Below are 25,413 nucleotides of genomic sequence, written 5' to 3'. Positions count from 1 at the left end.
TTTTCAGACTGAGGTCTTACTAGTGGCACCTGACGTCAACCTGACGCAAATGAATTTTTGCCATCTTCAGGTCCCCGTCAGGTTCGTTTTCCATATTGGCTTCAGATGTTGATCCATAAAAGGAACCCTATGATGAAAAAAGTCCTGCTTGTTACCCTTGTCGCCTGCGGTGTTTCAGGGATGTCCACGGCCTATGCCAGTGATGACAAATGTTCGGTTCCGCTGTCAGAGTGGCAACCTCGTGAAGCCTTGCAGCAGAAGCTGGAAAAGGACGGCTGGACCGTCAAGCGGATCAAGACCGATGACGGCTGCTATGAAGCCTATGCCATTGACGAGAAGGGGCGCCGGGTTGAGGTCTATTTCAATCCGAAGACCTTCGATATGGTGAAAATGAAGGTTGAGGACTAGGCCGATGGAACCAACGGAAGCAACGGAGCCGACGGTCAAGGTCTGGGACCCGTTTGTTCGGGTGTTCCACTGGAGTCTGGTGGCGGGGGTTGCGCTTGCCTGGCTAACCGGGGATGAACTGGAACGGGTTCATGAATGGACCGGATATTTCATTGCCGCCCTGTTGGCCGCCCGTGTGATCTGGGGCGTGGCAGGGTCGCGATATGCCCGGTTCATGCAGTTTGTCCGCCCCTATCGGGAACTTCGGGCCTATGCGACGGAAACCCTGCAAGGCCGCGAGAAGCGGTATATCGGCCATAACCCGATGGGGGGATGGATGATCATTGCCTTGATCCTGACCCTGTCCGGTACCGCCCTGACAGGGTGGATGACCACAACCGATGCCTTCTGGGGGATCGAGTGGGTGGAGGACCTGCATGAAGGGCTGGCCAACACCATCCTTCTTCTGGTGGCGCTGCATGTGGGCGGGGTTGTTTTTGCCAGCCTGCGACATGGCGAAAACCTTGCCAGAGCCATGCTGAACGGGCGTAAAAGATCGCCGGAGCCATCGGATATCGTCTGAAGAGGAAAGGGCCCTTTTGCAAGGGCCCTTTTTCTTGTCAGGAAGGGTTGAAGACGCGGTTCAGGGCGGCAATCCCCTCGTCGATCGCCGTGTGGGCCGCATCAACCACACCGCCAAGATTGATAAAGCCGTGAATCATGCCTTCATAATCGGTGTAATGAACCGCGATGCCGGCGTCTTTCAGACGGCTGGCATAGGCCGCCCCTTCATCGCGAAGGGGGTCGAAGCCGGCGGTCTGGATCAGGGCCGGGGCAACGCCTTCAAGCGACGGCGCGAGCAAGGGCGAAGCCCGCCAGTCTTCCCGGTCTGATGGCTGGCCGAGATAATGGTTCTGGAACCAGTTCATCAAATCGCCCGTCAGGAAATACCCTTCGTTGAAGTCCTGATGAGACGGGGTGTCCATAATCATGTTGGTCGCCGGATAGATCAGCCATTGAAACAGGGGGGCAGGGCCTTCTTCCTGTGCCTTGGTCAAGGCAACAACCGCACTCAGGTTCCCGCCGGCGCTGTCGCCGCCAACGGCAACACGGTCTGGGTCGCCGCCATACCCGGCAATGTTGCCAAGGGTCCAGTCGAAGGCGTCGATGGCATCATGAACGGCCGCCGGGAATTTGTGAGCCGGCCCCATGCGATAATCGACGGATACAACGATCATCTTCCCAAGGTTACTGATCTGTCGGCACAGGGCGTCGTGGCTGTCCGGGCTTCCAATGACCCAGCCGCCGCCGTGATAATAAATCAGGACCGGCAGCCCTTCCGGATGGGTAATCGGTTGATAGATCCGTACCGGAATGCTGCCGTCCCGCCCCGGAATTTCAAGGTCGAGGGACCCGGCGATAGAAACATTTTTCAAAGCGAGGGTTTTCGCCCGCACTTCATAGGCGGCTTTTGCGTCCTCGGCGCTCAAATCTTCCAACTTGGGAAGTCCTGCTTCTTCGGCCTTGTCGAGAACCCATTGGGCCTGGGGATCCAGTGCCATTTTACGCCTCCGCTTTCAATTTTTTCTCGACAAAGAACAGCCTGTCCTGACCCCAGAAGATTTCGCCGTTGATCACATAGCTTGGGGCGCCGAACACGCCTTCTGCCACGGCTTTCTTCTCGTTGGTGAGATATTGTTCCATATAATCGGGGTTGCTGCTTTTGCTGAGAAGGTCGGCGCCGTCCATGCCGGCCCGGTTGGCAATGGCGACGCAGTCGTCTGCATCGGCGAGGTTCATCTCATCCATCCAGACGCCCGCCATAAAGGCACCGGCCAGCTTGACCGCGTCCAGACCTTGTTCCTTGGCGGCAATGACCATCAGGACCGCTGTTGTCTGGTCAACGGGAAAGTGTTTCGGCTCCAGATTCATGTCGCAGCCCAGTTCCCTGGTCCAGCGGATCAATTCCTGCATCCGGTATGCCTGACGCACCGGGTGCCTTTTGGGCAGGGGCAGGCCGCCGGTTTCACTGAAAACCTTCGAGAAGTTCACCGGAATGATATTGAGGTCCGCGTGGTATTTTTGGGCAAGGTCGCTGATGCGCTGATGTCCAAGAAATGTCCAGGGAGAGAACAGGCTTACATAATAGTCAATTTTGATTGTCATTGTTTGTATCCGACTGAAGAGCGCCGGATTGATATTGACGGTCCTGTTTGTATTTGTCTACTGCCGGTTGGTTGCGGCGACCGCTTTCACAGATTGGCAGTGCCCTGCGCCATCAGCATGGCCTGGGTTCGGTTTTTCACATTGAGAATTCTGAAAATGGCGGTGATATGGACTTTCACGGTTCCTTCTGAAAGAGACAGGATATCCGCGATTTCCCGATTGCTTTTTCCTTCGGCGATCAATGTCAGAACCTCACTCTGACGCCGGGTCAGAAGGGTTGCAATGGAGTCCTGTATCATGGAACTGACAGGCGATCGGGCCCACCAGTCCGTTTTATCCGGCCGTCCGCCAAGAAGCAGGGTTTCAACCACCGAGCAATAGGCCCCCTTGGGTGAGGTCTTGCCGATAATGCCCCGGATATCGGAATTTTGCAGGGTGCTGGTCGCAACAGGATCAGGGGTTTCCAGAACGACAAGGAACGGCGTGTCCGGGAACCGTGTATCGAGGGAGATCAGGGGCGCGCAGTCCGCCTCATCGGAAAGGTTGGTGCCGGCAATGACAAGGTCCGCCGGGTGGGTGCTCATTATTCTTGGGATTTCATCCAGTCGATCCGTTTCCGTGATGCGTAAAGGAGGGGAACAGGTTTCCCTGACAACCAAAATCAGGCTCTGCCGAAACAAGTCATGCTTGTCGGCGACAATGACGTGCATCTAGTACGTATCCCCGGAATTTACCTGTAAAAAAGCCATCAAGAAGCAAGCTCCCTGCCTGCAATCCGGCGGACGTTAGCGGTATGACTGCTCGTTGTATAGAAGAAAAACAGGCCTGCAATTATCGTAAAGCTATTGTTCCGAGAATTCGAAAAGGTGTTAAAGGTCAATGGGGTAAGAGTTTCTCCATCAACTCTTCAATGCTGAGCCCCTTGGGATAGTTGTATATGAGGGCGATCTCGTCGATCAGGCGGTTCTGGTCCCGCACGCCGTCCGCACGGGGGTTCAGTCGTTGCAACCGCCGGGTTTCGCGTAAAGTCGTCTTGAAGGCCGGATACAGGTAGGGTGGGAGAAGGGCGCGCTCATACAGGCGCTTGAAACCGTCATAGCTGTCCGAAGAGATGAGGGAGGTGACGCGCTTGATGGAAAAGCCGGTAAACTGGGACAGGGCGGCGGCAAAGAACGAGAAATCCCCGGACAGGAGAGAGCGCAGCATGAGGGTTGCTGTCAGGCGGCCATCGGCCTCAAGCTGGACGGCGGCACGTTTTTTCTCGACGATGCTGATGCGGCGGGCGATTTGCCCGACCAGAGCCTGTTCGCGGGCATTGGCGGTGATCTGTTCGGCGATTTCCTCGGGCACCAGACCGTTTTGCAACAGCTCCTGCTTGAGGCTGGCCGAAACGATTTTACAGAGCCGGCCAACCGTTTCGCGGGACAGGTCAGGACGCCGGACCAACAGCGTGTGAACAGACTGGTCGGTGCTGAATTCAAGGATAATGGTCTGGTATCCGGCGTCACTGATGCGGGCGCCGGGATTTTCCAGACACCGGCAGATAACACGGCCGGTTCCCTTTCTGATCAATGTATCGGTCACCGGTTCGGGCAGGGTCTTGCGCTCGCTTACGGCCAGTTGTTTGGCCTCGCTGGCACTTTCAAGAATATCCATCAGGTCCCGGTCGGTCAGGGCCGGGGAAAAAGCCAGAATGGGGGTCGCCACCTCCTCCACATCCATGGCCAGTTTCAGGGCGATGTCACGGGGCAGGCCCTCAAAATCCTTGAGGGTGCGTGCAATGGTGGCCCGGACGGTGGCTTCCACGTCATTGATCAGGAATTTCAGGATCAGTTCTGCCAGCCGCAAGTCATCGCCGCCAAGGGACGGGGAGGCGTAGTCATTGGCAACAGTCTGGGCCGTGAGCAGCCGGGAACTGGTGGCCATGTTCCTGAAAACGCGCTCTATGCGGTCATTCGCATCCAGACTTGAAACATCCATTGTAAGGCTCTGGTCCATACGCCCGAGATTGTGGTTCTGGTGAAAATTGAGCCTCAGGATAGCATTTAACTAAATAACAAAAACTTAATATCAGTATTGCTTTTAGTGACAATTGTAGGCGTTTCCGGTCCTACATAAATCCTTTCAGGTCCTTGAACTGGCGGACCGAGAAGGAATCCGTCATGCCGGAGACAAAATCGGTTACCTCCAGAATCCAGTCATATCGGGACTTTTGTGTTTCCGACCGGGCGTTGAGAAGATTGATCACCACGGATGATTTGGGGGACGGTTTGGTTCCGTTGTTGCGGAATTCCTCCCATTCCATATTGGCGGTGAACAGGGCATCCAGAATGGTCGAGATAATCTCGGTGCCGCGCAGTTCCGCCTGAACCCGTTCCCGGTGGTTGAAGATCTGGTTGCGGCATAGCTGCTCGATTTCCTGAAACACGCCGGCATGGCTGGAATGCTTCAGCAGGTCGCCCTTGTAGGTTCCTTCCAGAATTTCCGATTCATGGTCCGCAAAGATTTCCGAAACCTCGCCGATCAGGCGGCCGATACATTTGGCCCGCAGGTACGAGATTTTCTCGGAATTGTCCGTAAATTCGGAATACCGTTTCGGGGCCCGGCCCAGAATGCGCAGCATCAGCGATTCCGTTTCCGCAAATTCAAGACGCCCCAGCTTGAAGCCATCCTCGATATCGACAACCGAATAACAGATATCGTCGGCGGCCTCGACCAGATAGGTCAGGGGGTGGCGGCACCAATAGGTTTCCTTGCCGCGCTGGATCAGGCCGATTTCGCGGGCCACTTCGCGGAACTGGTTCAACTCCGATTGCATGATGCCGAATTTCTTGCCGGCCGCATCCCCTTCAAGAGGTTTCTGCACATCGGAGGTGCGGGGATATTTCATGAAGGTGCCAAGGGTGGCATAGGTCAGGCGCAGGCCGCCCCGGTTCCGCCAGTTTTGCAGCTTGGTCAGAACCCGAAACCCCTGGGCATTGCCTTCAAAGCGAAGAAAATCCTCTTTCTGGGCGGCGCTGAGCGGGGAAAGATCGCCCCGCGCCAGCGGTACCGTCTTGAACCAGTGCCGGATGGTATCCTCGCCGAAATGGCCAAACGGGGGATTGCCGATGTCATGGGCCAGACAGGCGGCGGAGACAATATGACCAAACTCTGCCGTGTTGTAGCCCTTGTCGCGAAGATGACGGTCAATGATAATCTGCCCCGCATTGGCCCCAAGCGAGCGGCCCACGGAGGCCACTTCCATGGAATGGGTCAGGCGGGTGCGAACATAATCGCTTTCTGCAAGGGAATGGACCTGCGTCTTGTCCTGAAGCCGCCGAAAGGCAGAGGAAAAGACAATCCGGTCCTGATCCTTGTGAAAGGGGCTGCGGGAGGCTTCGATCGGTTCGTTCTGGTCCTGACCAAATCGTTTGGTGGACAGCAGTTTGTTCCATTCCATCATTTTCGGAGAGCTTTCCAAGGGGTGACCGGACGCCGAGGGGTAAATCCGGTCAGGGGCATGGGGGATGTTCCAGTGTTCAGGGGGACAGGCGGCATTCTATATCCGGCCCCAACCGGGATAGGTCAGAATCAGGTCGGCCAGCAATTCCCGGTTTTGCCGATCCATGGCATGGATCATGGTGGGAATGCTGCCAATACCTTCCCCGAAGACGCGGTCGGCCTCGTCCCCTTCCCAAAGGGCGACCAGAACCATCAGCATGCGCCTTTGGGCATGGGAAAGCTTGATACCACCGGGCGAATCCCTGTCTTCAATGATCCGTTCCATATCCGGATACAGGTCGTAATGGGTCGCCGCATTCTCAACTTCTCCCTGCGTTGCCGCAAAATACCGTTCAAGTTGATTATATTTAATGCTTTGTTTAAGTATTATGGTGAACTCTTCTTCAAACAATTGAGTTCCCTTTCCTGCGGTATTGGGTACAGTAAGGTTACACAGTAAGTAAAGAGAACGTGTTAGGCAATGAGTGAAAAGCGCGCCCTCATCATAGATGATGAGAAGATGTTTGCGGACTTTGTACGCCAGGTCGCAGAGGGAATGGGATATGTCGTTGAGGTCACCGACCAGGCGGAAGATTTCAAGGAATCTTTCCTGAGGTTCGACCCCACCGTGATCATTCTGGATATGGTCATGCCGGGTGTCGAGGGGATTGAGCTTGTCAACTGGCTGGCGGAAGTCGGTTGTTCGGCGCGGATCATGGTCGTGACCGGGTATAATCCGCATTATGTGGATTTTGCCAAGACCATCGGCAGCGCCCGCGGCCTTGTCTCGGTGCAAAGCTATACCAAGCCCATCAGCCTTGCCGACCTTCGCAAAGCCCTTGCCTGATCCCTTTTGAAAGGTTCCTGTTGAAAACAGCGTCAAGCTGTGAAAAAATCACTCCCAATGTTGCATCCCTTGGTGGATGGAATGTTCTCAGGGCAGGGTGAAAGTCCCTACCGGCGGTAAGAACAGATGTTCAAGCCCGCGAGCGCCCGCATCATGCGGGGTCAGCAGATTTGGTGAAACTCCAAAGCCGACGGTCATAGTCCGGATGGAAGAGAACATGAAAAAGAACCGCATGGGGACATGCGTCTTCTTTGATGTTTTGCCTTGAGTTTTTGATAACCTTAAACAGAGGCAAAATAAAATGACAAATCATGTAACGGGTTCACAAGAAACCCTGTCTCCGGTCAAAAGCTCAAATCCCGAAATCGCTGTTATTCAGGCAAACTGGCACATTGATATTGTGTCGCAGGCCACCAACAGTTTTACAGACGATCTGGAAGCTGCCGGTATCAACCGGCGCGCCATTTCGGTTTTTGACGTGCCCGGCAGTCTTGAAATTCCGCTGATGGCCCAGAAACTGGCCGAGACCGGTCGCTATGACCTGATCATGGCCACGGGCCTGATTGTGGATGGCGGTATCTATCGGCATGACTTCGTGGCCGGTACCGTGCTGGATGCCATGATGCGGGTCCAACTGGATACGGGCGTTCCGGTCCTGTCTGTTGTCCTGACACCGCATAACTTCCAGGAAGTCCCTGCCCATATGGATTTCTTCCGCGAGCATTTTGTGCTGAAGGGGAAAGAGGCCGCAAACGCCTGTTTGCAGACCCTGTCCAATATGGCCCTTTTCTCTGAGGAAAAGCGCCTCGCGTCCTAAAACGTAAAACGTAAAAATTAAAACGGGAAGCGGTGTCCGTGGGGTCCGCTTCCCGTTTTGCGTTCAGGGTTCCCTTTATCCGGCGGGCGCCTTTTCCCAGTATTTGTCGCGCAAAAGCCGTTTATACAGTTTCCCGGTCGGGTGGCGGGGTAACTCGGGCGAGAAGTCGATGGAGCGCGGGCATTTCACATGGCTGATATGATCCCGGCAGAACCGGCTCAGTTCTTCGGCCAGCGCCTCCCCGGCATCGTCCATATTCATGGGCTGAACAACCGCTTTCACTTCCTCGCCGAAATCCTCGTTGGGAATACCGAATACGGCCACATCGAAGACTTTTGGATGGGTGATCAGGTGATCCTCGATCTCCTGCGGGTAGATATTCACCCCGCCCGAGATAATCATGTAGGCCTTTCTGTCGGTGAGGTACAGAAAACCGTCCTCATCCACATGGCCCACATCGCCAAGGGTGCTCCAGCCTTTTGAGTTGTAGCTTTCCTGCGTTTTGTCCGGATCGTTGTGGTAGGAAAAATCCTTGCCGTCAGAGAAATAGATCGTGCCCGTCTCCCCGGTGGGGACTTCCTCGCCATCCTCGCCGACAACATGCAGAACGCCGATCACGGCGCGCCCGACCGTTCCCGGATGGTCCAGCCATTCCTGCGGCGTAACGGTGCAGTATCCGTTTCCTTCCGTACCGCCGTAATATTCAAAGATGATCGGCCCCCACCAGTCCAGCATCTGCCGTTTGACTTTCTCGGGGCAGGGGGCTGCGGCATGGATCGCGAACTCCAGACTGCTGATATCATATCGCTTGCGGGTTTCTTCCGGCAGCTTGAGCAGGCGGATGAACATGGTGGGAACCATCTGGGTGTGGGTAACCCGGTGCTCCTGAACCAGCCGCAGATAGTTTTCAGGATCGAACTTGTCCATGATGATGGTGGTGCCACCAAAGCGGTGAACCCGCATGTTATAGCGCAGCGGGGCCGCATGATAGAGCGGGGCCGGAGACAGATAGGTCAGCCCCTCCCGGAAGCCATAGAGCATGCGAAGCACGTTATATAGGCTGTCATCCGTGCCGATGGGGTTGCCGATTTCGGCCGGTTTGACCCCCTTCGGCTTGCCTGTGGTGCCGGATGAATAAAGCATGTCCGTCCCCTCGCACTCATCGGTGAGCGGAGCGGTGGGCATATCCTGAACCGCCTCTTCAAACGAGCGATAGTCAGATGTGCTGTCGTCCAGCATGAAGCGGGTTTCAACATGGGACGTTGCCGGGACGACGGCCGCGGCAAGGTCGGCATTGGCCTTGGAGGTGAGAAACAGTCGGGCGCCGCAGTCGTTGATGATATAGGCGGCTTCTTCCGGGGAAAGACGGGATGAAATGGCTGTGTAATAGAGGCCTGCTCGTTGTGCGGCCCAGCAGATTTCAAAAAAACGGGGATGATTTTCAAGAAGGAAGGCGATGTGATCGCCGATTTGCAGTCCAAGAGAGCGGAACAGTTGCGCCCCCTGATTTGATCTCAGGTCAAGGTCCCGGTAGGTGGTTGTCTCGCCTGTATTGGCCATGAGAATGGCAATCTTGTCCGGATGCTCCCGGGCGATATCCCTTATGTGCATATTTTCCCCCCTTATCTGGAAATCTGGTGCACCTCTTTTTTCTTTTCAGGCGGCTTTTGCGCCTTTGTACTTCTGTACTGAACATCGTCTTTATTCTTGCCTTCTTGTCTTTTTAGGCGGGAAACGCCTGATTTCTTTTTCTTTTTTGTTTTCAGGCGTTTCCCGTATCAGGATCTTATCAGTAGGATTTCGGCAGGCCGAGAGCTTTTTCAGCGATATAGCAGAGGATCAACTGAGGGCTGACCGGAGCGATCCGGCAGATCATGACCTCGCGCATCAGGCGCTCAACCGTGAATTCCTTGGCATAGCCGACACCGCCATGGGTCATGACGGCCTGTGTACAGGCCTTGAAGCCAGCCTCGCCGCCCAGATACTTGGCTGCGTTGGCATAGGTACCGGCTTCCAGCCCGTTGTCGTAGAGGCTGGCTGCTTTCATGGCCATCAGAAGCGCCGCTTCCAGTTCCATCCAGTTTTCCGCAAGCGGGTGCTGGATCGCCTGGTTCTTGCCGATCGGACGTCCGAAGACTTCCCGTTCCGCCGCATATTTGGCCGCCCGCTTCAGGGCATTGATGCCAAGGCCGACGCCTTCAACACCCACCAGAACCCGTTCCGGGTTCAGGCTGTGCAGCAGGTACTGGAAGCCTTTGCCTTCTTCACCGATCAGATCCTCTTTCGGGATCGGCAGATCGTTGATGAAGATTTCGTTGGAATCGACAGATTTCCGGCCCATTTTCTCGATGACCCGGACATCGCAATAGGTGCGGTCCAAATCCGTATAGAACAGGGACAGGCCTTCAGTGGCCTTCTTGCACTGTTCTTTCGGGGTGGTCCGGGCCAGTAGCATGATCTTGTCTGCTTCCTGACCGGTGGTGGTCCACATTTTCTGGCCGTTGGCGATGTATTTTTCACCGTCCCAGACGGCGCGTGTCTGGATGCTGGTGGTGTTCAGGCCGGCGTTAGGCTCGGTCACGCCAAAGCAGGACTTGAGCCGGCCGTTGATCAGGTCCGGCAGCCAGCGTTCCTTCTGCTCGTCATTGCCGAAGACCACAATCGGGTGCGGGCCGAAGATGTTGATATGAATGGCAGAGGCCGCAGACATCCCGCCCGGGGACTTGGCAACCTCGTGCATCATGATGGCCGCCTCGGTCACACCAAGGCCAGCCCCGCCATATTCTTCCGGCATGGTGATGCCAAGCCAGCCGGCATCGGCCATGGCCTTGTGGAAGTCGAGCGGGAAGTCACCGGTCCGGTCCTTCTCGCGCCAGTATTCATCGTCAAATTTTGCACAGAGGGCAGCCACATTCTCGCGAATGGCTTCCTGCTCTTCGGTAAAAGTGAAGTCCATAAGGGTCTCCTGTTTCTTCTTGTTCTTATTATATGGGGCGGTTAACCACGCTGATTGAACCGGCGCCCAACCAGGGCAGAGGCGATATTGACTTTCTGGATGTCAATTGTACCGCCTGCGATACCCCAACCCCAGCTGTCACGGAGACGCTGTTCCATGCCATAGGACTTGGAATACCCGTAGGCCCCCAGAACCTGAAGCGCGACACCGCAAACATCGCGGCTGATTTCGTTGGCAAAGCACTTGGCCAGACTGGAATCTTTCAGCGACGGCAGGCCGTCATTGGCTTGCTGCGCGGCCCGGTGAATCAGCAGGCGGGACGCCTCCAGCTTCATGGCCATTTCCGCCAGCTTGATCTGGATCGCCTGGAAATCGACGATGGGCTTGCCGAACTGCTTGCGTTCCTGGGAATATTCCAGGGCATGGTCAAAGGCCGCCTGGGCGATGCCAAGGCACATGGTGGCGTTACCGCACCGTTCCAGATCGAAGGCTTCCATCAATTTGGGAAAGCCGCCAGCCGGAACGATTTCGTTTTCCAGCGGTACTTCCACATCATCGAAGAAGATATCGGCGCTGGGAACGCCGCGGAAGCCCATCAGCTGTTCGCGTTCGCCGAAGGTCAGGCCCTTGGTGCCCTTTTCAACAAACACGGCGCCAATACCCTTTGCACCGGGGGCATCGGACATGCGGCTGTAAACCACATACCCATCGGCATGACCACCGCCACTGCACCAGCGTTTCTGGCCGTTGATGGTGTAGCCATTGTCGGATTTGACGGCCTTGGTTGTCAGGTCTGTCAGGGCGGAGCCGGCTTCGGGCTCGGACATGCAGACGGCGACAATTTTCTCACCGCGGCAGACCGCCGGGATGATTCTTTTCTTCACGGCCTCAGAGCCGAAATGCTCAAGAGCCCGAACCGGACCCACAGAGCTTTCGAAGACAGGGAAGGCGACAGCGGCGGAGACCTTGACAAATTCCTCAAGGACCAGCAGGGCCTCGATGTTACCAAGGCCGAGCCCGCCATATTCCTCGGAGATATTGATGCCGAGAAAGCCCAGTTCACCATACCGTTTCAGCCAATCATGAGGAACCGGTTCGTTTTTTTCTTCCAGTTCCTTGGCAAGATCCGCAAGTTCGTTTTGAGCGAACTTGCGGGCTGTTTCCTGCAATTCCAATTGATCATTGGTATACGAGAAATCCAATTTAGATGCTCCTTTTGTTTTTTTTCTTGAGCAGAGGGAGGGGTGTTTCGGTTACCAGTTTACCCCATGGTTTGTGGTAACCAAAGAACGATTTGCGGGAACACCAGCAGTACCGCCACCGTGATCACGTCTGCCACGAAGAACGGACCGATCCCCCGGAACACATCCTGCAACGGGATGGCAAGGGATTTGCCGTTTTCGTCCCTGAGGTCTCGCGAGACCCCGGCCACGACAAAACAGTTCAAACCGATGGGCGGTGTGATCAGGCAGATTTCAGCCATCTTCACAACGATGATCCCGAACCAGATCGGATCGTATCCCAAGGCAATCACGGCCGGATAGACAACAGGCAGCGTCAGGATCAGCATACCGATCGCATCCATGAACATCCCCAGAACCGCGTAGGCCAGCAGGATACAGATCATGATCAGCAGCGGCGGCATGTCGAGGGTGACAACCCAGTCGGCAAAGGCCGTGGGCAGCCCGGCGAAGCCGAGGAACCGGACAAACAGGAACACACCCCAGATCAGGGTGAAGATCATCACGGTCAGCTTGGCTGTCTCGATCAGGGCCTCATGAAGACGGCCACTCATCTGGTTGAGGGCTTTTTCCCGATAGGCACGATAGATATAGATGCCAAAAACCACCATGGCGCCAAGAGCACCGGCTTCGGTCGGGGTCGCAGCACCTGTATAGAGGGCCCCGAAGATAATCCCGATGACGATAAAGATCGGCAGGGTTCCCGGAATACTTTCCAGACGTTCCTTCCAGGTGAAACCGGTTACGGATCGGCCCAGTTCCGGCTTGATCTTGCACATGATGATGATCAGCGCGGCATAGATCAGGGCGGAAACGAGGCCCGGCAGGAAACCGGCCAGCAGCAGGGCGCCAACTGATTCCTCAACGATAATGGCGTAGATCACCAGAATCGCACTTGGCGGGATCAGCGAGGCGAGCGTACCACCCGCGGCAATAACACCGGCGGTCAGGCGCGTGTCATAGCCTGATTTCAGCATGTCCGGAATGGCCACGCGAGAGAAAACCGCAGAGGTGGCCGTTGATGCACCGGATACGGCAGCAAAGCCGGCGGTGGCAAAAACGGTTGCGACGGCAAGACCGCCCGGAACCCAGCCCAGCCAGCGGCGGGCAGCTTCAAACAGTTTGGTGGTCAGTCCTGCATAGAAGGCAAGGAAGCCGATCAGGATAAACAGGGGCAACACTGACAGTGGATAGGTTACCGTTTTGGAATGGGGGATTGTCCCGGCGATTGCCGCGGCCACATCCCAGTTCTTGAGGGCGAGAAGCCCGAGAAAGCCGGTCAACGAGGCGGCAACAAACACGCGCACACCCAGAAGGACCATAACAATAAGCAGGCCGACACCCATCAGCCCGATTGTGAAATTACTAAGTTCAGGCATTAGTTTTTACCCCCGATAGACTGATTGTCGGCATGATTTTCCCGAAGGCTTTCTTCGGCATGCATGATTTCCTCTTCCGCTTGCGTTTCCGCATCCTTGATCAGGGGAACCGCAATTGGTTTGGCATCAGGGTCTTTGACAAGGCGCAGGTATCCGATCATCTGGATGATCAGGCGAACCAGAAGAACGCCAAGGGCAACCGGAATGATCAGCTTGGCTGGCCATGTGGGGAGCTGAATATCAATGGTGCTGTCGCCAAAGCTGAAGGCGCGCATGAAGTGGTTGTAGGAGTAGGGAACAAGCACAGCCACGATAAAGATGGAGAGAGCCGTGCTGATGGCTTCGGCAATCCAGTGGGCCCGTCCGGAAATGCGTGAGATCAGCAGTTCCATGCGGACATGGGCGCCAACACGCTGGACGTAGGAGATGGACAGGACGGCAAAGCCAACCATGGCCACTTCAACAATATCAATATACCCGTAAATCGGGTTGCGATAGACGGTCCGCAGGATGATCTGGATTACCCCCAGAAACATCAGGATAAAGACGAGGAAGCCAGCAAGGAAATTGAGGGAGTTTTCTAGTTTCGACCAGAGGCTGTCGATGCGTTCCAGCCAGTGTCCAGAACTGTCAGTCATGGGAAGTCACCATTTTGAAAGGTTACCGGGGCAGAAAAATCTTCTGCCCCGGATTGATCGTCAGGAGGGAAAAAGGTTGGGCTTTAGAAAGTTTTGCCAACCGCAGCGAACATGCTTTCAATCAGGCCACGAGCATCAAATTTGCTCTGGTTTTCCTCGATCCATTTTTCGATAACCGGCTTACCGGCCAGACGGCGGAATTCTGCCAGAGTTTCCTCGGAATAGATGACTTCGGTCATCTGGCTTCTCAGCATGGGCAGGTTCTTGGCATCGATGTCGATATATGCCTGAATCTGGTGCTTGATAACGTCTTCCTTCACGTCTTCCAGAAGCTTCTTGTACTGGTCTGGAAGAGACTCGTAGGCGTTGATGGAGAACAGAACCGGACAGTCAGAGGTTCCCGGTGACAGGTTCGTGGTGAACCAGTCGGTCACTTCCGGCAGCTTGTAGGCTACGTGGGCGTAAGAGAACGGGAAGGACGCTGCGTCCATGGTGCCCTGCTGTACGCCAGTGTAAACTTCTGTCGCGGTGGATGTGGTCGGGGTTGCGCCCAGAATGGTCATGGCATCCGCCACACCACCACCGGCACGAACGGTTTTACCCTTCCAGTCTTCCAGCTTCAGCGGCGGCTCACCGCGGCCCATGATTTCATACTGCGGCAGGTATGAAGAGGTGTAGAGCATGGCGTTCCACTGGGCCATTTCCTTCTGGACGGCCGGGTGGGCATAGACAGCATCACGGATCTTGCGGTTGTCTTCCCAGTTGCTCATGGGCAGGAACGGCATGGTCAGGGCCATCAGGGCCGGGTTCTTCTGCGGAGAGTAGAAGTTGCAGAGCATGGCGCTTTCGAAAGCATCCACGGCAATACCGTCGAGGTTTTCACGGGACTTGGAAAGGGCGGCACCATAGTGCAGCTGGATCTGGAATTTTCCGCCAGTCCGTTCCTTGACAAGTTCGGACAGCCGTTCAGCACCAGCGGTAATCGCCCGCGGGTTGCCCCACAGGGACATGTTCCATTTTACCTTGGGGCCGTCGACCATTTCTGCTGCATGGGCACCGAAGGCAAGGCCGGCAGCAGTGGCAAGGGTTGCCACAGACAGGATTGTCTTTTTGATCATTGGATTAGTTTCTCCCTAGTTACTAAGTTTTTGTTTATTGATTTTCGTCAAATAAAGCATGGTTTTCGGCTGAATTCAACTTTCTGTTCGCATGGAGAGGGATTCAGAGGGCTTTTCCCGCTCAAAGGGACAGGCGTTGACGGCTTTTTGAGTGGCCATCCACCGGCAAAGTGCAATAGATAAGGGGCAAGACGGGCCCTGCTTCCATGAAGTATGCGGGGCTTGGTCGGTATTCGGATTTCAGGACGGAGAGTGGGTCGATGCGACCAACCAGACCAACTTTGATTATTGTGGGGCATGGCTCCTCCACCTCCAAGGCTGCCGAGGTGGCCGCGCGGGAGCATGCGGAAACCCTGCGTCAGAGCAATCGGTACGGCAGCGTTCTGGTTCATTTCCTGACCGGGGGCGGTCCGGTGCCGGACTTGCCTGCCGGAGAGGTCTTTATTCTTCCCTTCTTCATGAGCGAGGGGTATTTCGCCCGGCGGAAAATCCCGGAGGTGTTCGGGCTTGTGAGCGGGGAACGTCATGAGCCGGAGCGGAGTCTTTACCAGTGTGATGCGCTGGGGGTTGATCCATTCCTTGCGGAAATCCTGAAGCAGATGGCGGGCGAGGCCTGCCGGACGCTGGGGATCGCGACAGGGCAGGCGCATGTGGTGCTGGCGGCTCATGGCTCGAAATCGTCGGGGGCATCGCGCGAAGCCGCCCTGTTCCAGCAGGGGGAACTTGAAAGAATCGGGGACTTTCGTGCCGTTTCCAGCTTTTTTCTGGAAGAGGCACCGGGATTTGAGGATTTGATGAGGGGCCGCAAGGAGGATCAGGCACCGGTTATCGTGCTTGGCCTGTTTTCTGCGGCCGGGCCGCATGCTTCTGTGGATGTGCCAGCCGCCTTGACGGCGTGGGAACAGATGGAGAAGGCCGCAGGCAACAGCACATTGGCAGAGGTTCACTATGCCGGGGTTGTGGGTGTCAGGCCGGAAGTGGTGCGGTTGATCCAGGAAAGTGTGACCCGTCGCTATGCGGCGCCGGTCCGGGGCGCTAAATAAGTGAGGTAGGTCGACCCGCGAAACAGTGCGAACAGACCACAGTTCCCGGCCGAATATCGGGAAAATGTCGGAATCATTTGAGATTTCCTTTTATTTTTTGTATTGCAGAGAGAGTTTTTACAACGAGGTCCCTTACGGATGAATGATCGCAAGTCTTCCAAGCCTGTACGCAAGAATATTGCTGCAACAGTAAAGTTCTTTGACGAAGCCAAGGGTTTTGGTTTCGTTTCTCCTGCTGACGGTTCGCCGGATGCTTTCGTGCATATCTCCGTTGTGCAGGATACGTCCTATACTGAATTCACCGAAGGAATGCGCATCGTTGTCGATCTGGTCGAAGGGGATCGCGGCCCACAGGTTGCCGCAATTCATGAACCGGAAGGCGGCGCTGCCGGGGATGCCGGGACGCTGGATGAAACCGAGGTGGATGGTATCGTGACCAGATTTGTGCCCGAGCACAGATACGGCCTTGTGACCCCGGAGAACGGCGGGGCCGACATTTTCTTCCACACCAACATGCTGGAGCGTTCGGAAGTTGACATGGACAACTTCGGTGTGGACGCCAAGGTGAAATGTGTTGTCCGGCGGGGGCTGAAAGGTCCGATCGCAGACAAACTTGAAGTACTTTAATCAATCGGGGACATTATGACACGTTCTGAAACCCTCCGGGTTCAACGCTATCTACGAGAAAAGTTTGGCAATGAGGAATTCATTGTCCAGGAACGCCGCCCTTCCGACGGATCAGCGGAAGTGTTGCTGGGGGATGAGTTTATCGGCGTTGTCTTCCGGGATGAGGATGAAGGCGAGGTTTCGTTTGATTTCCATATGAGTATTCTGGCGATGGACTTGCCCGAAACATCCTGATTCTTCGGGGAAGAAACGATTTTTTAAGACCCGGTATCGTCTCCTGATACCGGGTTTTTTTACGTTTGGGGGGAGGCTATCCTTTCAGGCTCCCGCCAGAAGAGATTTCAGGGAAAAGGGTTTTCGGCAATGGTTCGCGGTTTTTTCAGGGTGGTATGGTTTCTGTTGGCCTGCAATGCGTGGGCCAGCGGTTCGGCCATGGCCGCCCCGGACATGATCGAGCTTGCGATCAGCGGCGATGCGGGCAGCCGGTTTGCGGGGGACTGTTACCTTCTGTCCCGGTCCGGCCCGGAAAAGCGGCATCGTATCCGCGGAACCGTTCCCACTAAAATCTGGCTCCCGGCGCAGTCCGTACGGTGCAATATTGAAAAAATCTCTCCGGCGGATCAGGTGATTGTGTCCCTGAGCCGGGCAGGAAAAGAAGAAATCAGCCAGCTTGGCAGGCCGCCCTTCCGGTGGGTTGTGGTCACCAGTTCCGGGCCATGGGGCAAGGCGGCTGGCGGCACCTTTGCGGCCCGGCCCATCCTTCGCCAGTAAAAGGCGCGCCAAAGCCCGCATACCGGGAATTGGCGTTATGTGGGTGCCCTTGTTGCAAGAATGTCGACAGTCCTGCCGAATTCGAATACAGCCTTATTCCCTGCCATAATTATGTCACTAATTGTTGATTTTAATGTTTTAATCCATATTATTTTGTCTAAATACTGGATTACAATTGCAATGCGGTATTTGTGTATCGCGTTTTCATCACGTAACCGGGTGCCAACAGAATTTCTGTTTAATCCGAACCAAACAAGCCAACGATCTTTCTGATTGAGGGGACAAATATGAACAACTTTATGACCTACGCGGTACTGGGCGCCGCTTCCCTGACCCTTGCTGCATGTGGCGGCAAGCTGGGTGAAGCAGAACGGATGGAAGCTGCGGGTTCCACTTTCGACAAGGCACTGTACGCAGACTATATCAGCCTTTCCAAATCAGAATATGGTGAAGGCGACTATACCGATTCTGACCGGTTTGCCGAAAAGGCCGCCATGGCAGCGGTTGGCGAAACCCCGGCCCCGTATGATCCGGCCAAATGGCAGATCCCGTCCGACCGTCAGGCTGTCATGAACGGCGCACATCAGCGCCTGGTTGCCGCTCTGGCGGGGACTGCCAAGGACAAGGCAACGACCGATCTTGCTCGCGCACAGACCAGCTTTGACTGCTGGGTTCAGGAACAGGAAGAAAACTTCCAGCCTGACGATATCGCCGCTTGCCGCGATGCCTTCATTGCTGCCATGGACGCAGTAGAGAAGAAAACCATGGTTGCCGCTCCGGCTCCGAAACCGGCTCCGGCTGTCATGGATGCCAAGACCTGGGAAGTCTTCTTCAAGTTTGACAGCACCGAAATGCTGCCGGGCTCTTCCGAGCGTCTGCAGGCCGCTGTTGCCTACGTGAACAACTTCCAACGTCCGCGTATCACCATTGCCGGTCACACCGACACCTCCGGTCCGAGCGACTACAATCAGGCTCTGTCCGAGCGTCGTGCGGAAGCCGTCGCCATTTCCGCCATGGACATGGGAATGGATCCGAAGAATGTCATCATGCGCAGCTTCGGCGAACAGAAGCTGAGCGTTCCGACAGAAGACAACGTTCGTGAGCAGAAGAACCGCCGTGCAACCATTACGGTTGAAAGCAAGTAATCTGACGGGGCAGGGCTTTCGAGCCCTGCCTTTCACGAAAGGTAGATGTACATGAAGAATGTGATCAAGGCTCTGGTAGGAACCGCTGGCGTTGTCGTCATGGCTTTTACGATTTCCGCCTGTTCCCCGGAAGTGGGCAGTAAGGAATGGTGTGAGGACATGAAGGAAAAGCCGAAAGGTGACTGGACACCGAACGAACTCACCGACTTCACCAAGCATTGCGTGCTGTAACGGCCCTGTATGCTGTAAGGGTCCTGATGGGACCAACCCGAATGCGGTCACCATTCCCGAAAAAGAATGGTGACCCCGGCAGGACTCGAACCTGCTACCCCCAGATTAGGAATCTGGTGCTCTATCCTGATGAGCTACGGGGCCAAAGCGGACAGTATTGAAGACTTAGTCCACCTCCGCTTTCTTTTATCGTTTTTGATTTTGTAATCCAAGTATTTTGTCAGTCCCCTTGGGTTTGTTGACTTTCCGTGCCGGATTGCGTGCGTTTTTGCCCCTTTCCTGACGGGAAAATGACCTCGGAACTGCCGTTGCATAAATAACACAATTGGGGGCGAATTGTTTGACGGAAAACGACTGTGACGGCGGTCACTTTCTTTTATTCATGATTTGTCAGTACAAGTTTCCTGTTCCCGACTTTCGGGATCACGGGTTTGGAAACAAACCTTCCCTCAATAGTATCAATGTCCTGTTCTGTTTCGACAGGCGGGGTGGAGAATGACATGAAAAAAGTTATCCTGGGCACAACTGCCCTCGTAGCTGCTTCCGCAGTCGCCGCTGGCTCTGCAAGCGCAGCTGAAGCGATCAAGCTGGACCTCGGCGGTTACCTGCAGTCCTCTTTCGTAGTGGCAGACTACGACAAGGGCGACCAGCTTCCGACTGACGTTCGTCACGAAGGCGAAGTTCACTTCACTGGTAGCACTGTTCTGGACAACGGTCTGGAATTCGGTGTCAACATCCAGCTCGAAGCTTACACTGCTGGCGACCAGATCGACGAAACCTACATGTTCGTACAGGGTTCTTTCGGTCGTGTTAACGTCGGTTCCGAAAACAGCGCAGCATACCTGATGCACTACGCGTCTCCGGATCCAGTAATCGCATGGTCCCTGAACGACCCGAACGCTGAAGCTGCTGGCTTCACAACTCCGTCAACTGCTCCGACCGAGCAGAGCGACGCAGACAAGATCACCTACTTCACACCGCGTTTCTCCGGCTTCCAGTTCGGTGCGTCTTACACTCCGGACTCCGACAAGGAAACCGGTGGTGCAGCTGATGCATCTGACCCGATCCTGAACGAAGGCGCACGTGACGAAGCTTACAGCATCGCCGTAAACTACACGAACACCTTCAACGAAGTTTCCGTTAAGGCATCTGCTGGTTACGACATCCTGACTTCTTCCACAGCTGACGACATCGAAGAAATCTCTCTCGGTGCACAGTTCGGTGTTGCTGGCTTCACATTTGGTGGTGCATGGAAGCGCACTGAAAACGATTCTGGCATCAACGACCGTCAGCGCGACGACTACAACGTTGGCGTAACCTACGGTCAGGGTCCGTGGCAGGTTGGCGTTCAGTACGCTCGTGTTGAACTGGACGACGCTGTAGACGGAACTCTCGACGCTGTTGTCGTCGGTGGTAACTACGTCCTCGGCCCGGGAATCACCGCATTCGGTGGTGTACAGTTCTTTAACGGTGAAGACGCTCTGGTTGGCGCTTCCGGTAGCGAAGATGCAACTGTCTTCTTCGTAGGTACAGCTCTGTCCTTCTAATTGGACCGGTTGACCAAAGAACGAAGGGCAAGCCTCGCGGCTTGCCCTTTTTTTGTGTCCGAAGGGGTGAGCCTGGGCCCACCCGCAGGGGAAAGGCGTCAGGCGCCTTCCTTACCGACAATGGTGATGGAGCAGATATTCTGATGCGGGAAGCCCCCAAGGTTATGGGTCATCCCGAAGATAGGCTCCTGACTCCGTTGGCGCTCACCGGCGCGGCCCTGCATCTGCAGATACATTTCATAGATCATCCGCAAGCCAGAGGCGCCGATGGGGTGACCAAAGCATTTCAGGCCGCCATCGATCTGGCAGGGGACCTTGCCGTCCGCGTCAAAGAAACCGTCCATGATGTCAAAGACAGCCCGCCCTTCACCGGAAATGAACAGGTCTTCCATGGTGACCAGTTCGGTGATGGAGAAGCAGTCGTGAACCTCGAACAGGCTGATCTGTTCACGCGGATTGGAAATGCCAGCTTCCTCGTAGGCCCGCTTTGCCGCTGCCCGGGTGGTGACAAAATGGCTGCCATCCCAGGAGTTATGCTGCGCTTCACGGCCGTTTGAGGCGGAAAGCTGCATGGCCTTCACTGTCACCAGATCCTTCTTGCCAAGGGCCTTGGCGATTTCCGGTGTGGTAACAATGGCAACGGCCGCCCCGTCACTCACGCCGCAGCAATCGAACAGCCCAAGGGGCTCTGCGATCATCGGGGCGTTCATGACCTTGTCTTCGTCAATGCGGTTGCGAAGATGGGCCTTTGGGTTCTTGGCGCCGTTGTCATGGCTTTTCACGGAGATATGCGCCATCGCCCGTTTCAGGTCCATGGCACTGACATCATGCTTCGCCCGGTAGGCGGTGGCAAGTTGGGCAAAGGAGCCGGGGGCGGATGCGTTGGCCCAGAACAGGTCGTTGACAGACCCGCGGTTCCGCTGCGGCAGACCGCCATAGCCGGTGTCCTTCAGTTTTTCGACGCCCACGGCAAGGGCGATGTCACACGCCCCGGAGGCCACGGCATAGGTGGCGCCTCGGAAGGCTTCCGAGCCACTGGCGCAATAGTTTTCAAGCCGGGTAACCGGAATGTTCGGAAGGCGGAGGGCCATGGACAGCGGAACCGCTGACTTGCCCACATGCTGTTCCTCGATCCCGGTGCTGAACCAGGCGGCGTTGATCTGGCTTTTGTCGATGCCGGCATCCTCGATGGCCTCGATGAAGGCCTCGACGATCAGGTCTTCCGCGTTGTCGTTCCAGCGTTCGCCGAAGGCGGAGCAACCCATGCCCAAAATAGCAACTTTATCCTTGATTCCCGATGCCATCGGTTATTCTCCCTTGCTCTGCGGGTTCACAGGCGTCGCTTTCCAGAAGTAGCGCCGGAATCCCCGGTTATCGTCATAGTCCTTGACCCGGAACATCATCTTCATGTTCGTGCCCACTTCCAGTTCCCCTTCCGGGTCAATGTCGGTGAAATCAGCCATCAGGCGTCCGCCGCCCTCGAACTGAACCATGCCGTAGTAGGCAGGCGGGTTCGGCGAGAAGGTCAACCGGTCAGCCGTAAAGGAATTGATTTTCGCGACGCGGTCCGCAAAAGGATAATCCTCCTGCGTGTCAATGGCGCCGCAATTCTCGTTCACGCAGATATTGCTTTTCGGGAACTGGGCCGTGCCGCATTTGGAGCATTGTCCGCCGACCATGCCCTGCGCCATTTTCCGGTTCCGGTACAAGGTGGTCAGGCCGGTGTTCTTGTCCACTTCGGCGCGGATGCCAAGATCAAGGGTCACCAGCTTGTTGAAGGCCTGGAACTTGGCGTAGTTGGTTTCCGCCCGGCGACGGGCGAGAGAGCCGCTGATCCCCTGACGCGGGGCCAGTTTTGAAATGGCGTCGGTCACTTCGAACAGCAGGGCATCGCAGCCCTGACCAAAGCTGGCAACCAGAATCTTGTCGCCCGGCTTTGCGGTTTCAAGGGCATGAACCAGCATGACAACCGCATGGGCGGTGCCTGTTTCGCCGCAATTGGCCTGCAGGTTGTCGGCAACGGACTGTTCCGGAAGGCCGAGCTTCTTGGCAAGGCTGGCGGCAACGTTGCGGGCTGCGGACGGGAAGCAGAAAGTGGTGATGTCCGTTGCGGAAACACCGGTTTTCTCCAGCAGGGCTGTCACGGCTGCGGGAACGATCTTGAAATATCCCTCATCCCGGATCCAGCGTTCTTCCCACTGATAGTCATAGGACGCCTGTTCACCGCGGTAGTGATCGACGAAATCGACCGCTTCGGTGTGGCTGCCCACAAAGCGGGTAATAACATCGCCAGAGCCGACCATCAGGGCGGCGGCGCCATCCCCTGTGGTAAACTCAAGGGTGCTTGCGCCTTTTGTATGGCGCTTTTCCGCAGTGGTGAACAGGATCGGTTTCCCCGCATTCCCTGACATTTGTAGGGCAACCGTCAGGCCGGATGTGCCCGCCCGCTGGGAGGAGGCAAAGTCAAGGGTCTGGATGCCGCTGCTCAGGCTCAGGGCATCGGCCACAATGCCGGCATTCTGGCGATCGAGAAACGGAAAGGTTGTCGAGGCCATATACAGGCCGGACAAATCGTTTCGGTCATGATCCGCAAGGCAGTCCCGCGCCGCCTCGACGGCCATGGTCACGCTGTCCTCGTCCCAGTTGGCCATGGAGCGTTCCCCCTTGGAGAGGCCCTTCAGGCCGGGGTTGATCCAGGCATGTGTCTTGAAAATTTCGCTTCGCTGTAACCGGCTTTGCGGAATGTAGCCACCATAGGCCAAAATTCCAACTTCCACTCTTGCCTCCTTCAATAGTTGTTTTTGATTGTACGGATGCGTCTCGTCAAATTTGGTCAAGTATGTTTCAGGTCGCGTAACGTGAGGGGTGTCAGTCGCCGCGTCTTGCTCCCGTTCCCCGGTGGTCAGGTCCGCCCTTGTTTTTTTGCTTGTTTCGGGTGGGCCTGCAATCGGGTAAATACCTTGGAAATCTAATGCCAGCCATGTTAATAAGCAAGCTAATTATTATCTAGCGTACTAATGGTGCGGGATACAGTTGCCCGTTCAGGGTGGGGGTGTCCGATCACCGTCTCGGACGGAAAAAGGAAAGCAAGACGTATGGATTACAAGGATCACAGAGCCGGTTTCGTTTTCAGCGATATTGCCCGTTTCCGGGCGCGCTTGTTCGACAGGTTGCTGGAGCCTCATGGATTGACCACCTCTCAGGCGTGGGTGCTGGCCCAGCTTTTTATCGAGGATGGCCTGCCACAATCGGAAATTGCACGACGGATGGATGTGGGGACCGTCACCGTGGGGGGGCTGGTTGAACGGCTGGAAGTCCGCGGACTGGTGGAGCGCCGGGTGGATCCTGTGGATCGGCGTATCAAGCGGGTCTCCCTGAAAGAGGCAGCGCGCCCCATTGGCCGGGTCCTTGCTGCGTGCGGTCAGCAGGTGAATGAAATTGCCGGCGCCGGTCTGGATGACGAGGAAGCCCGGCGCTTGATGGGAAGCCTGCTGAAGGTGCGGGAAAACCTGTTGCATGCCCTTGAAAATGGCGAGGATTTGAAGAACGCCACGGATATTGTTCTCGACCGAACGCCCGAAAAACGCTGAGGGTGCTCTTTGGAAAAATAAACTGTCGGCGGCGTGGCGACCTCCCGCCCTTTTTCGGAAAATGATAACTCTTCAGAAAATGATAATAAATACCGGTGGTTGTACGCCTTTGTGAGTGGTATTGTCTGATAAGTTTTTCTCTTATTTGACGATGTGACTGCTGCCATGAAAATTCTGTCTGAGAACTGTTCATCCCGCTCCTCTGTTGCAACGAGACACTTTTTTGCCCTGATGGCAACCGTGAGCCTGCTGGGCTTGTGTCTCCCTGAGCAGGCTCTGGCGGGCGGGGGATCCGCGGGATCCGGCGAGAATGTTGGTGGTAGTGCCGGTTCTGGGGGAGCCGGAGGCGCTGGCGGTTCGATCGCTCAGGCCGGGGAGAGTGGTGAACAGAGTAGTTTTGGCGTTGCGGGCGGTGCCGGCGGCGCGGCAGGAACGCTCGGCAACGGTGGTGATGGCGGGGACGGAGGGGATGGTTCTTTTGCCAACTCAAGTCTGGGCGAAAGCGGCGGCGGCGGCGGCGGCGGCGGCGGTGGGTATTATGGTTTGTTTCTCTCTGCTCCTGGGTTCGATTACACGGCTACCGCATCCGTGCAGGGCGGACATGGCGGTAACGGTGGAGACGGTTCAAGCGTTTTCCATCCGCAGGCCCACGGCGGCGGCGGTGGTGGCGGCGCGGGCGGGGATGGGTTTCATGTGGTGGACGCCGGGACTGTGACTATTAATACCGGTGTGAACGTCTATGGCGGGAACGGTGGCGATGGTGGTCTTTCAGGGCAAGGTCTGCCGGAACATGACGGCAGCGGTGGCGCTGGCGGTGCAGGTTTTGTGCAGGGTAGTGAGGCTGAGTTGAAAAACCACGGTACTGTGCGTGGCGGCGATGGGGGTGTCGGGGGCGGCATGGTCCGGGATGGCCGGGGGGGCACAGGTGTTGTACTGTCGGCTGGATCCTTGCTTAATTGGACCGATGGTTCAATATTGGGGGGCGAAGGTGGCTCTGGCGGGGCCGGAGTTGAGATAGAGGATGCTACCCTATGGAACTACGGTTCCATAACCGGTGGGGTGAGCCGCAGGATTACCTCTCCGCAGGGAGGGACCGGTATCATCGCAAATAATGTTACTATAATTAACATGGGGACGATTTCAGGGGGGGATCATACCGGTGGTGGCGCGTTGGGCGATGCCGTCCGGTTTATCGGTGGGACTAATGAGTTCTTGTTGTACGGAGGAGCAAGTGTCACAGGGCGGGTTGTTGCTCACAGCAATGCGGATAAGTTCTTTCTGTCCGGCGGTACGAATGACAGCTTCGATGTTTCCCTGATCGGGGATCCGGCAGATCCAACGAAGAAATATGTCGGATTTGGTACTTTTTGGAAGTATGGGACTGCCAACTGGACCCTGACCGGAACGGGCAATCAGGACTGGGTGAT

26 protein-coding genes, 1 tRNA gene, 1 pseudogene and 1 riboswitch are annotated in these 25,413 nt (G+C 55.9%); of the genes and pseudogenes, 13 read left to right on the top strand and 15 right to left on the bottom strand.

Annotated elements, in window-relative coordinates; translation table 11 throughout:
• Positions 1-129 precede the first annotated feature (129 nt).
• Positions 130-408, top strand: a complete 279-nt coding sequence (locus tag FQB27_RS14985; protein WP_206374713.1) for a PepSY domain-containing protein — start codon at positions 130-132, stop codon at positions 406-408.
• Positions 409-412: 4 nt separating this feature from the next.
• Positions 413-970 (top strand): cytochrome b/b6 domain-containing protein, encoded by a 558-nt coding sequence (locus FQB27_RS14980; RefSeq protein WP_169561883.1) that lies wholly within the window; start codon positions 413-415, stop codon positions 968-970.
• A gap of 37 nt (positions 971-1,007) precedes the next feature.
• On the opposite strand, the gene FQB27_RS14975 is transcribed toward FQB27_RS14980, so the two are convergent.
• The 6 genes from FQB27_RS14975 to FQB27_RS14950 all read right to left on the bottom strand — a co-directional run bounded on the left by FQB27_RS14975 (position 1,008) and on the right by FQB27_RS14950 (position 6,448).
• Entirely contained in the window at positions 1,008-1,949 is a 942-nt protein-coding gene (locus FQB27_RS14975) for an alpha/beta hydrolase (RefSeq protein ID WP_169561882.1), read from the bottom strand.
• 1 nt (position 1,950) lies between these two features.
• The gene (locus tag FQB27_RS14970) at positions 1,951-2,553 is read right to left on the bottom strand and encodes a 2-hydroxychromene-2-carboxylate isomerase (protein ID WP_169561881.1); all 603 of its coding nucleotides are present in this window, start codon (positions 2,551-2,553) and stop codon (positions 1,951-1,953) included.
• An 86-nt stretch (positions 2,554-2,639) separates the two neighbouring features.
• Entirely contained in the window at positions 2,640-3,263 is a 624-nt protein-coding gene (locus tag FQB27_RS16830; RefSeq protein ID WP_169561880.1) for a response regulator transcription factor, read from the bottom strand.
• A gap of 166 nt (positions 3,264-3,429) precedes the next feature.
• Positions 3,430-4,533 (bottom strand): DUF2336 domain-containing protein, encoded by a 1,104-nt coding sequence (locus FQB27_RS14960; RefSeq protein WP_169561879.1) that lies wholly within the window; start codon positions 4,531-4,533, stop codon positions 3,430-3,432.
• A 130-nt stretch (positions 4,534-4,663) separates the two neighbouring features.
• Positions 4,664-5,998 (bottom strand): deoxyguanosinetriphosphate triphosphohydrolase, encoded by a 1,335-nt coding sequence (locus FQB27_RS14955; RefSeq protein WP_169561878.1) that lies wholly within the window; start codon positions 5,996-5,998, stop codon positions 4,664-4,666.
• A 96-nt stretch (positions 5,999-6,094) separates the two neighbouring features.
• Positions 6,095-6,448, bottom strand: a complete 354-nt coding sequence (locus FQB27_RS14950) for a hypothetical protein (RefSeq protein ID WP_169561877.1) — start codon at positions 6,446-6,448, stop codon at positions 6,095-6,097.
• Positions 6,449-6,517: 69 nt separating this feature from the next.
• On the opposite strand from FQB27_RS14950, the gene FQB27_RS14945 reads away from it, so the two are divergent.
• Positions 6,518-6,883 (top strand): response regulator, encoded by a 366-nt coding sequence (locus tag FQB27_RS14945; RefSeq protein WP_169561876.1) that lies wholly within the window; start codon positions 6,518-6,520, stop codon positions 6,881-6,883.
• 79 nt (positions 6,884-6,962) lie between these two features.
• A riboswitch (FMN riboswitch) is annotated at positions 6,963-7,104 on the top strand.
• A gap of 80 nt (positions 7,105-7,184) precedes the next feature.
• Positions 7,185-7,700, top strand: coding sequence for a 6,7-dimethyl-8-ribityllumazine synthase (locus tag FQB27_RS14940; RefSeq protein ID WP_169561875.1), 516 nt, complete (start codon positions 7,185-7,187; stop codon positions 7,698-7,700).
• 75 nt (positions 7,701-7,775) lie between these two features.
• Here FQB27_RS14940 and FQB27_RS14935 read toward each other — a convergent pair whose 3' ends face one another.
• The 6 genes from FQB27_RS14935 to dctP all read right to left on the bottom strand — a co-directional run bounded on the left by FQB27_RS14935 (position 7,776) and on the right by dctP (position 15,032).
• Positions 7,776-9,311, bottom strand: a complete 1,536-nt coding sequence (locus tag FQB27_RS14935; protein WP_169561874.1) for an AMP-binding protein — start codon at positions 9,309-9,311, stop codon at positions 7,776-7,778.
• A 178-nt stretch (positions 9,312-9,489) separates the two neighbouring features.
• Complete coding sequence (locus FQB27_RS14930; RefSeq protein ID WP_169561873.1) at positions 9,490-10,656, bottom strand: acyl-CoA dehydrogenase family protein; 1,167 nt, start codon at positions 10,654-10,656, stop codon at positions 9,490-9,492.
• 41 nt (positions 10,657-10,697) lie between these two features.
• Positions 10,698-11,858 (bottom strand): acyl-CoA dehydrogenase family protein, encoded by a 1,161-nt coding sequence (locus FQB27_RS14925; RefSeq protein ID WP_169561872.1) that lies wholly within the window; start codon positions 11,856-11,858, stop codon positions 10,698-10,700.
• A gap of 59 nt (positions 11,859-11,917) precedes the next feature.
• Positions 11,918-13,276: a TRAP transporter large permease gene (locus FQB27_RS14920; protein WP_169561871.1), complete on the bottom strand. Its 1,359-nt coding sequence runs from the start codon at positions 13,274-13,276 to the stop codon at positions 11,918-11,920.
• A complete protein-coding gene (locus FQB27_RS14915; RefSeq protein WP_169561870.1) occupies positions 13,276-13,914 on the bottom strand; it encodes a TRAP transporter small permease in 639 nt (212 codons plus the stop codon). Before FQB27_RS14915 ends, FQB27_RS14920 begins: the two co-directional genes overlap by 1 nt.
• A gap of 83 nt (positions 13,915-13,997) precedes the next feature.
• Entirely contained in the window at positions 13,998-15,032 is a 1,035-nt protein-coding gene (dctP, locus tag FQB27_RS14910) for a TRAP transporter substrate-binding protein DctP (RefSeq protein WP_169561869.1), read from the bottom strand.
• Positions 15,033-15,292: 260 nt separating this feature from the next.
• Here dctP and FQB27_RS14905 point away from each other — a divergent pair, with 260 nt between their 5' ends.
• The 6 genes from FQB27_RS14905 (at position 15,293) to FQB27_RS14880 (ending at position 18,849) form a co-directional block, all read left to right on the top strand.
• Positions 15,293-16,075 (top strand): CbiX/SirB N-terminal domain-containing protein, encoded by a 783-nt coding sequence (locus FQB27_RS14905; protein WP_169561868.1) that lies wholly within the window; start codon positions 15,293-15,295, stop codon positions 16,073-16,075.
• A gap of 138 nt (positions 16,076-16,213) precedes the next feature.
• Complete coding sequence (locus tag FQB27_RS16955; RefSeq protein WP_169561867.1) at positions 16,214-16,702, top strand: cold-shock protein; 489 nt, start codon at positions 16,214-16,216, stop codon at positions 16,700-16,702.
• Between the two features lie 15 nt (positions 16,703-16,717).
• On the top strand, positions 16,718-16,936 hold the full coding sequence (locus FQB27_RS14895) for a DUF3126 family protein (RefSeq protein WP_169561866.1): 219 nt from the start codon (positions 16,718-16,720) through the stop codon (positions 16,934-16,936).
• A gap of 129 nt (positions 16,937-17,065) precedes the next feature.
• On the top strand, positions 17,066-17,473 hold the full coding sequence (locus FQB27_RS14890) for a hypothetical protein (RefSeq protein WP_169561865.1): 408 nt from the start codon (positions 17,066-17,068) through the stop codon (positions 17,471-17,473).
• Between the two features lie 287 nt (positions 17,474-17,760).
• Complete coding sequence (locus tag FQB27_RS14885; protein WP_169561864.1) at positions 17,761-18,618, top strand: OmpA family protein; 858 nt, start codon at positions 17,761-17,763, stop codon at positions 18,616-18,618.
• Between the two features lie 51 nt (positions 18,619-18,669).
• On the top strand, positions 18,670-18,849 hold the full coding sequence (locus FQB27_RS14880; RefSeq protein WP_169561863.1) for a DUF3012 domain-containing protein: 180 nt from the start codon (positions 18,670-18,672) through the stop codon (positions 18,847-18,849).
• 67 nt (positions 18,850-18,916) lie between these two features.
• On the opposite strand, the gene FQB27_RS14875 is transcribed toward FQB27_RS14880, so the two are convergent.
• Positions 18,917-18,993, bottom strand: a tRNA-Arg gene (locus tag FQB27_RS14875).
• A 356-nt stretch (positions 18,994-19,349) separates the two neighbouring features.
• Between FQB27_RS14875 and FQB27_RS14870 the strand changes: the two genes are divergently transcribed.
• Positions 19,350-20,396 carry a porin gene (locus FQB27_RS14870; RefSeq protein WP_169561862.1) on the top strand — a complete coding sequence of 349 codons (1,047 nt, stop codon included), beginning with the start codon at positions 19,350-19,352 and terminating at the stop codon, positions 20,394-20,396.
• Positions 20,397-20,494: 98 nt separating this feature from the next.
• Here the strand turns inward: FQB27_RS14870 and FQB27_RS14865 are convergent, their stop codons facing one another.
• Together FQB27_RS14865 and FQB27_RS14860 are read right to left on the bottom strand one after the other, a co-directional pair.
• Complete coding sequence (locus FQB27_RS14865) at positions 20,495-21,700, bottom strand: acetyl-CoA acetyltransferase (protein WP_169561861.1); 1,206 nt, start codon at positions 21,698-21,700, stop codon at positions 20,495-20,497.
• 3 nt (positions 21,701-21,703) lie between these two features.
• A complete protein-coding gene (locus FQB27_RS14860; RefSeq protein ID WP_169561860.1) occupies positions 21,704-23,173 on the bottom strand; it encodes a hydroxymethylglutaryl-CoA synthase family protein in 1,470 nt (489 codons plus the stop codon).
• A 318-nt stretch (positions 23,174-23,491) separates the two neighbouring features.
• On the opposite strand from FQB27_RS14860, the gene FQB27_RS14855 reads away from it, so the two are divergent.
• The gene (locus tag FQB27_RS14855) at positions 23,492-23,986 is read left to right on the top strand and encodes a MarR family winged helix-turn-helix transcriptional regulator (protein ID WP_169561859.1); all 495 of its coding nucleotides are present in this window, start codon (positions 23,492-23,494) and stop codon (positions 23,984-23,986) included.
• A gap of 255 nt (positions 23,987-24,241) precedes the next feature.
• A pseudogene (locus FQB27_RS14850) lies at positions 24,242-25,413 on the top strand (hypothetical protein); the annotation flags it as partial.

It is taken from the genome of Sneathiella chinensis, from assembly GCF_012720115.1.
Classification (GTDB): domain Bacteria; phylum Pseudomonadota; class Alphaproteobacteria; order Sneathiellales; family Sneathiellaceae; genus Sneathiella; species Sneathiella chinensis.
Note: the sequence above shows the minus strand (reverse complement) of the source record. Positions and strands in the feature narration are given on the sequence as shown.

Coding starts and splice junctions, on each gene's coding strand:
- FQB27_RS14980 (WP_169561883.1), top strand. CDS start 413: ATGGAACCAACGGAAGCAACGGAGCCGACGGTCAAGGTCTGGGACCCG.
- FQB27_RS14930 (WP_169561873.1), bottom strand. CDS start 10,656: ATGGACTTCACTTTTACCGAAGAGCAGGAAGCCATTCGCGAGAATGTG.
- FQB27_RS14865 (WP_169561861.1), bottom strand. CDS start 21,700: ATGGCATCGGGAATCAAGGATAAAGTTGCTATTTTGGGCATGGGTTGC.
- dctP (WP_169561869.1), bottom strand. CDS start 15,032: ATGATCAAAAAGACAATCCTGTCTGTGGCAACCCTTGCCACTGCTGCC.
- FQB27_RS14920 (WP_169561871.1), bottom strand. CDS start 13,276: ATGCCTGAACTTAGTAATTTCACAATCGGGCTGATGGGTGTCGGCCTG.
- FQB27_RS14970 (WP_169561881.1), bottom strand. CDS start 2,553: ATGACAATCAAAATTGACTATTATGTAAGCCTGTTCTCTCCCTGGACA.
- FQB27_RS14960 (WP_169561879.1), bottom strand. CDS start 4,533: ATGGATGTTTCAAGTCTGGATGCGAATGACCGCATAGAGCGCGTTTTC.
- FQB27_RS14890 (WP_169561865.1), top strand. CDS start 17,066: ATGGTTCGCGGTTTTTTCAGGGTGGTATGGTTTCTGTTGGCCTGCAAT.
- FQB27_RS14975 (WP_169561882.1), bottom strand. CDS start 1,949: ATGGCACTGGATCCCCAGGCCCAATGGGTTCTCGACAAGGCCGAAGAA.
- FQB27_RS14870 (WP_169561862.1), top strand. CDS start 19,350: ATGAAAAAAGTTATCCTGGGCACAACTGCCCTCGTAGCTGCTTCCGCA.
- FQB27_RS14855 (WP_169561859.1), top strand. CDS start 23,492: ATGGATTACAAGGATCACAGAGCCGGTTTCGTTTTCAGCGATATTGCC.
- FQB27_RS14885 (WP_169561864.1), top strand. CDS start 17,761: ATGAACAACTTTATGACCTACGCGGTACTGGGCGCCGCTTCCCTGACC.
- FQB27_RS16955 (WP_169561867.1), top strand. CDS start 16,214: ATGAATGATCGCAAGTCTTCCAAGCCTGTACGCAAGAATATTGCTGCA.
- FQB27_RS14915 (WP_169561870.1), bottom strand. CDS start 13,914: ATGACTGACAGTTCTGGACACTGGCTGGAACGCATCGACAGCCTCTGG.
- FQB27_RS14935 (WP_169561874.1), bottom strand. CDS start 9,311: ATGCACATAAGGGATATCGCCCGGGAGCATCCGGACAAGATTGCCATT.
- FQB27_RS14985 (WP_206374713.1), top strand. CDS start 130: ATGATGAAAAAAGTCCTGCTTGTTACCCTTGTCGCCTGCGGTGTTTCA.
- FQB27_RS14905 (WP_169561868.1), top strand. CDS start 15,293: ATGCGACCAACCAGACCAACTTTGATTATTGTGGGGCATGGCTCCTCC.
- FQB27_RS14945 (WP_169561876.1), top strand. CDS start 6,518: ATGAGTGAAAAGCGCGCCCTCATCATAGATGATGAGAAGATGTTTGCG.
- FQB27_RS14880 (WP_169561863.1), top strand. CDS start 18,670: ATGAAGAATGTGATCAAGGCTCTGGTAGGAACCGCTGGCGTTGTCGTC.
- FQB27_RS14940 (WP_169561875.1), top strand. CDS start 7,185: ATGACAAATCATGTAACGGGTTCACAAGAAACCCTGTCTCCGGTCAAA.
- FQB27_RS16830 (WP_169561880.1), bottom strand. CDS start 3,263: ATGCACGTCATTGTCGCCGACAAGCATGACTTGTTTCGGCAGAGCCTG.
- FQB27_RS14955 (WP_169561878.1), bottom strand. CDS start 5,998: ATGATGGAATGGAACAAACTGCTGTCCACCAAACGATTTGGTCAGGAC.
- FQB27_RS14895 (WP_169561866.1), top strand. CDS start 16,718: ATGACACGTTCTGAAACCCTCCGGGTTCAACGCTATCTACGAGAAAAG.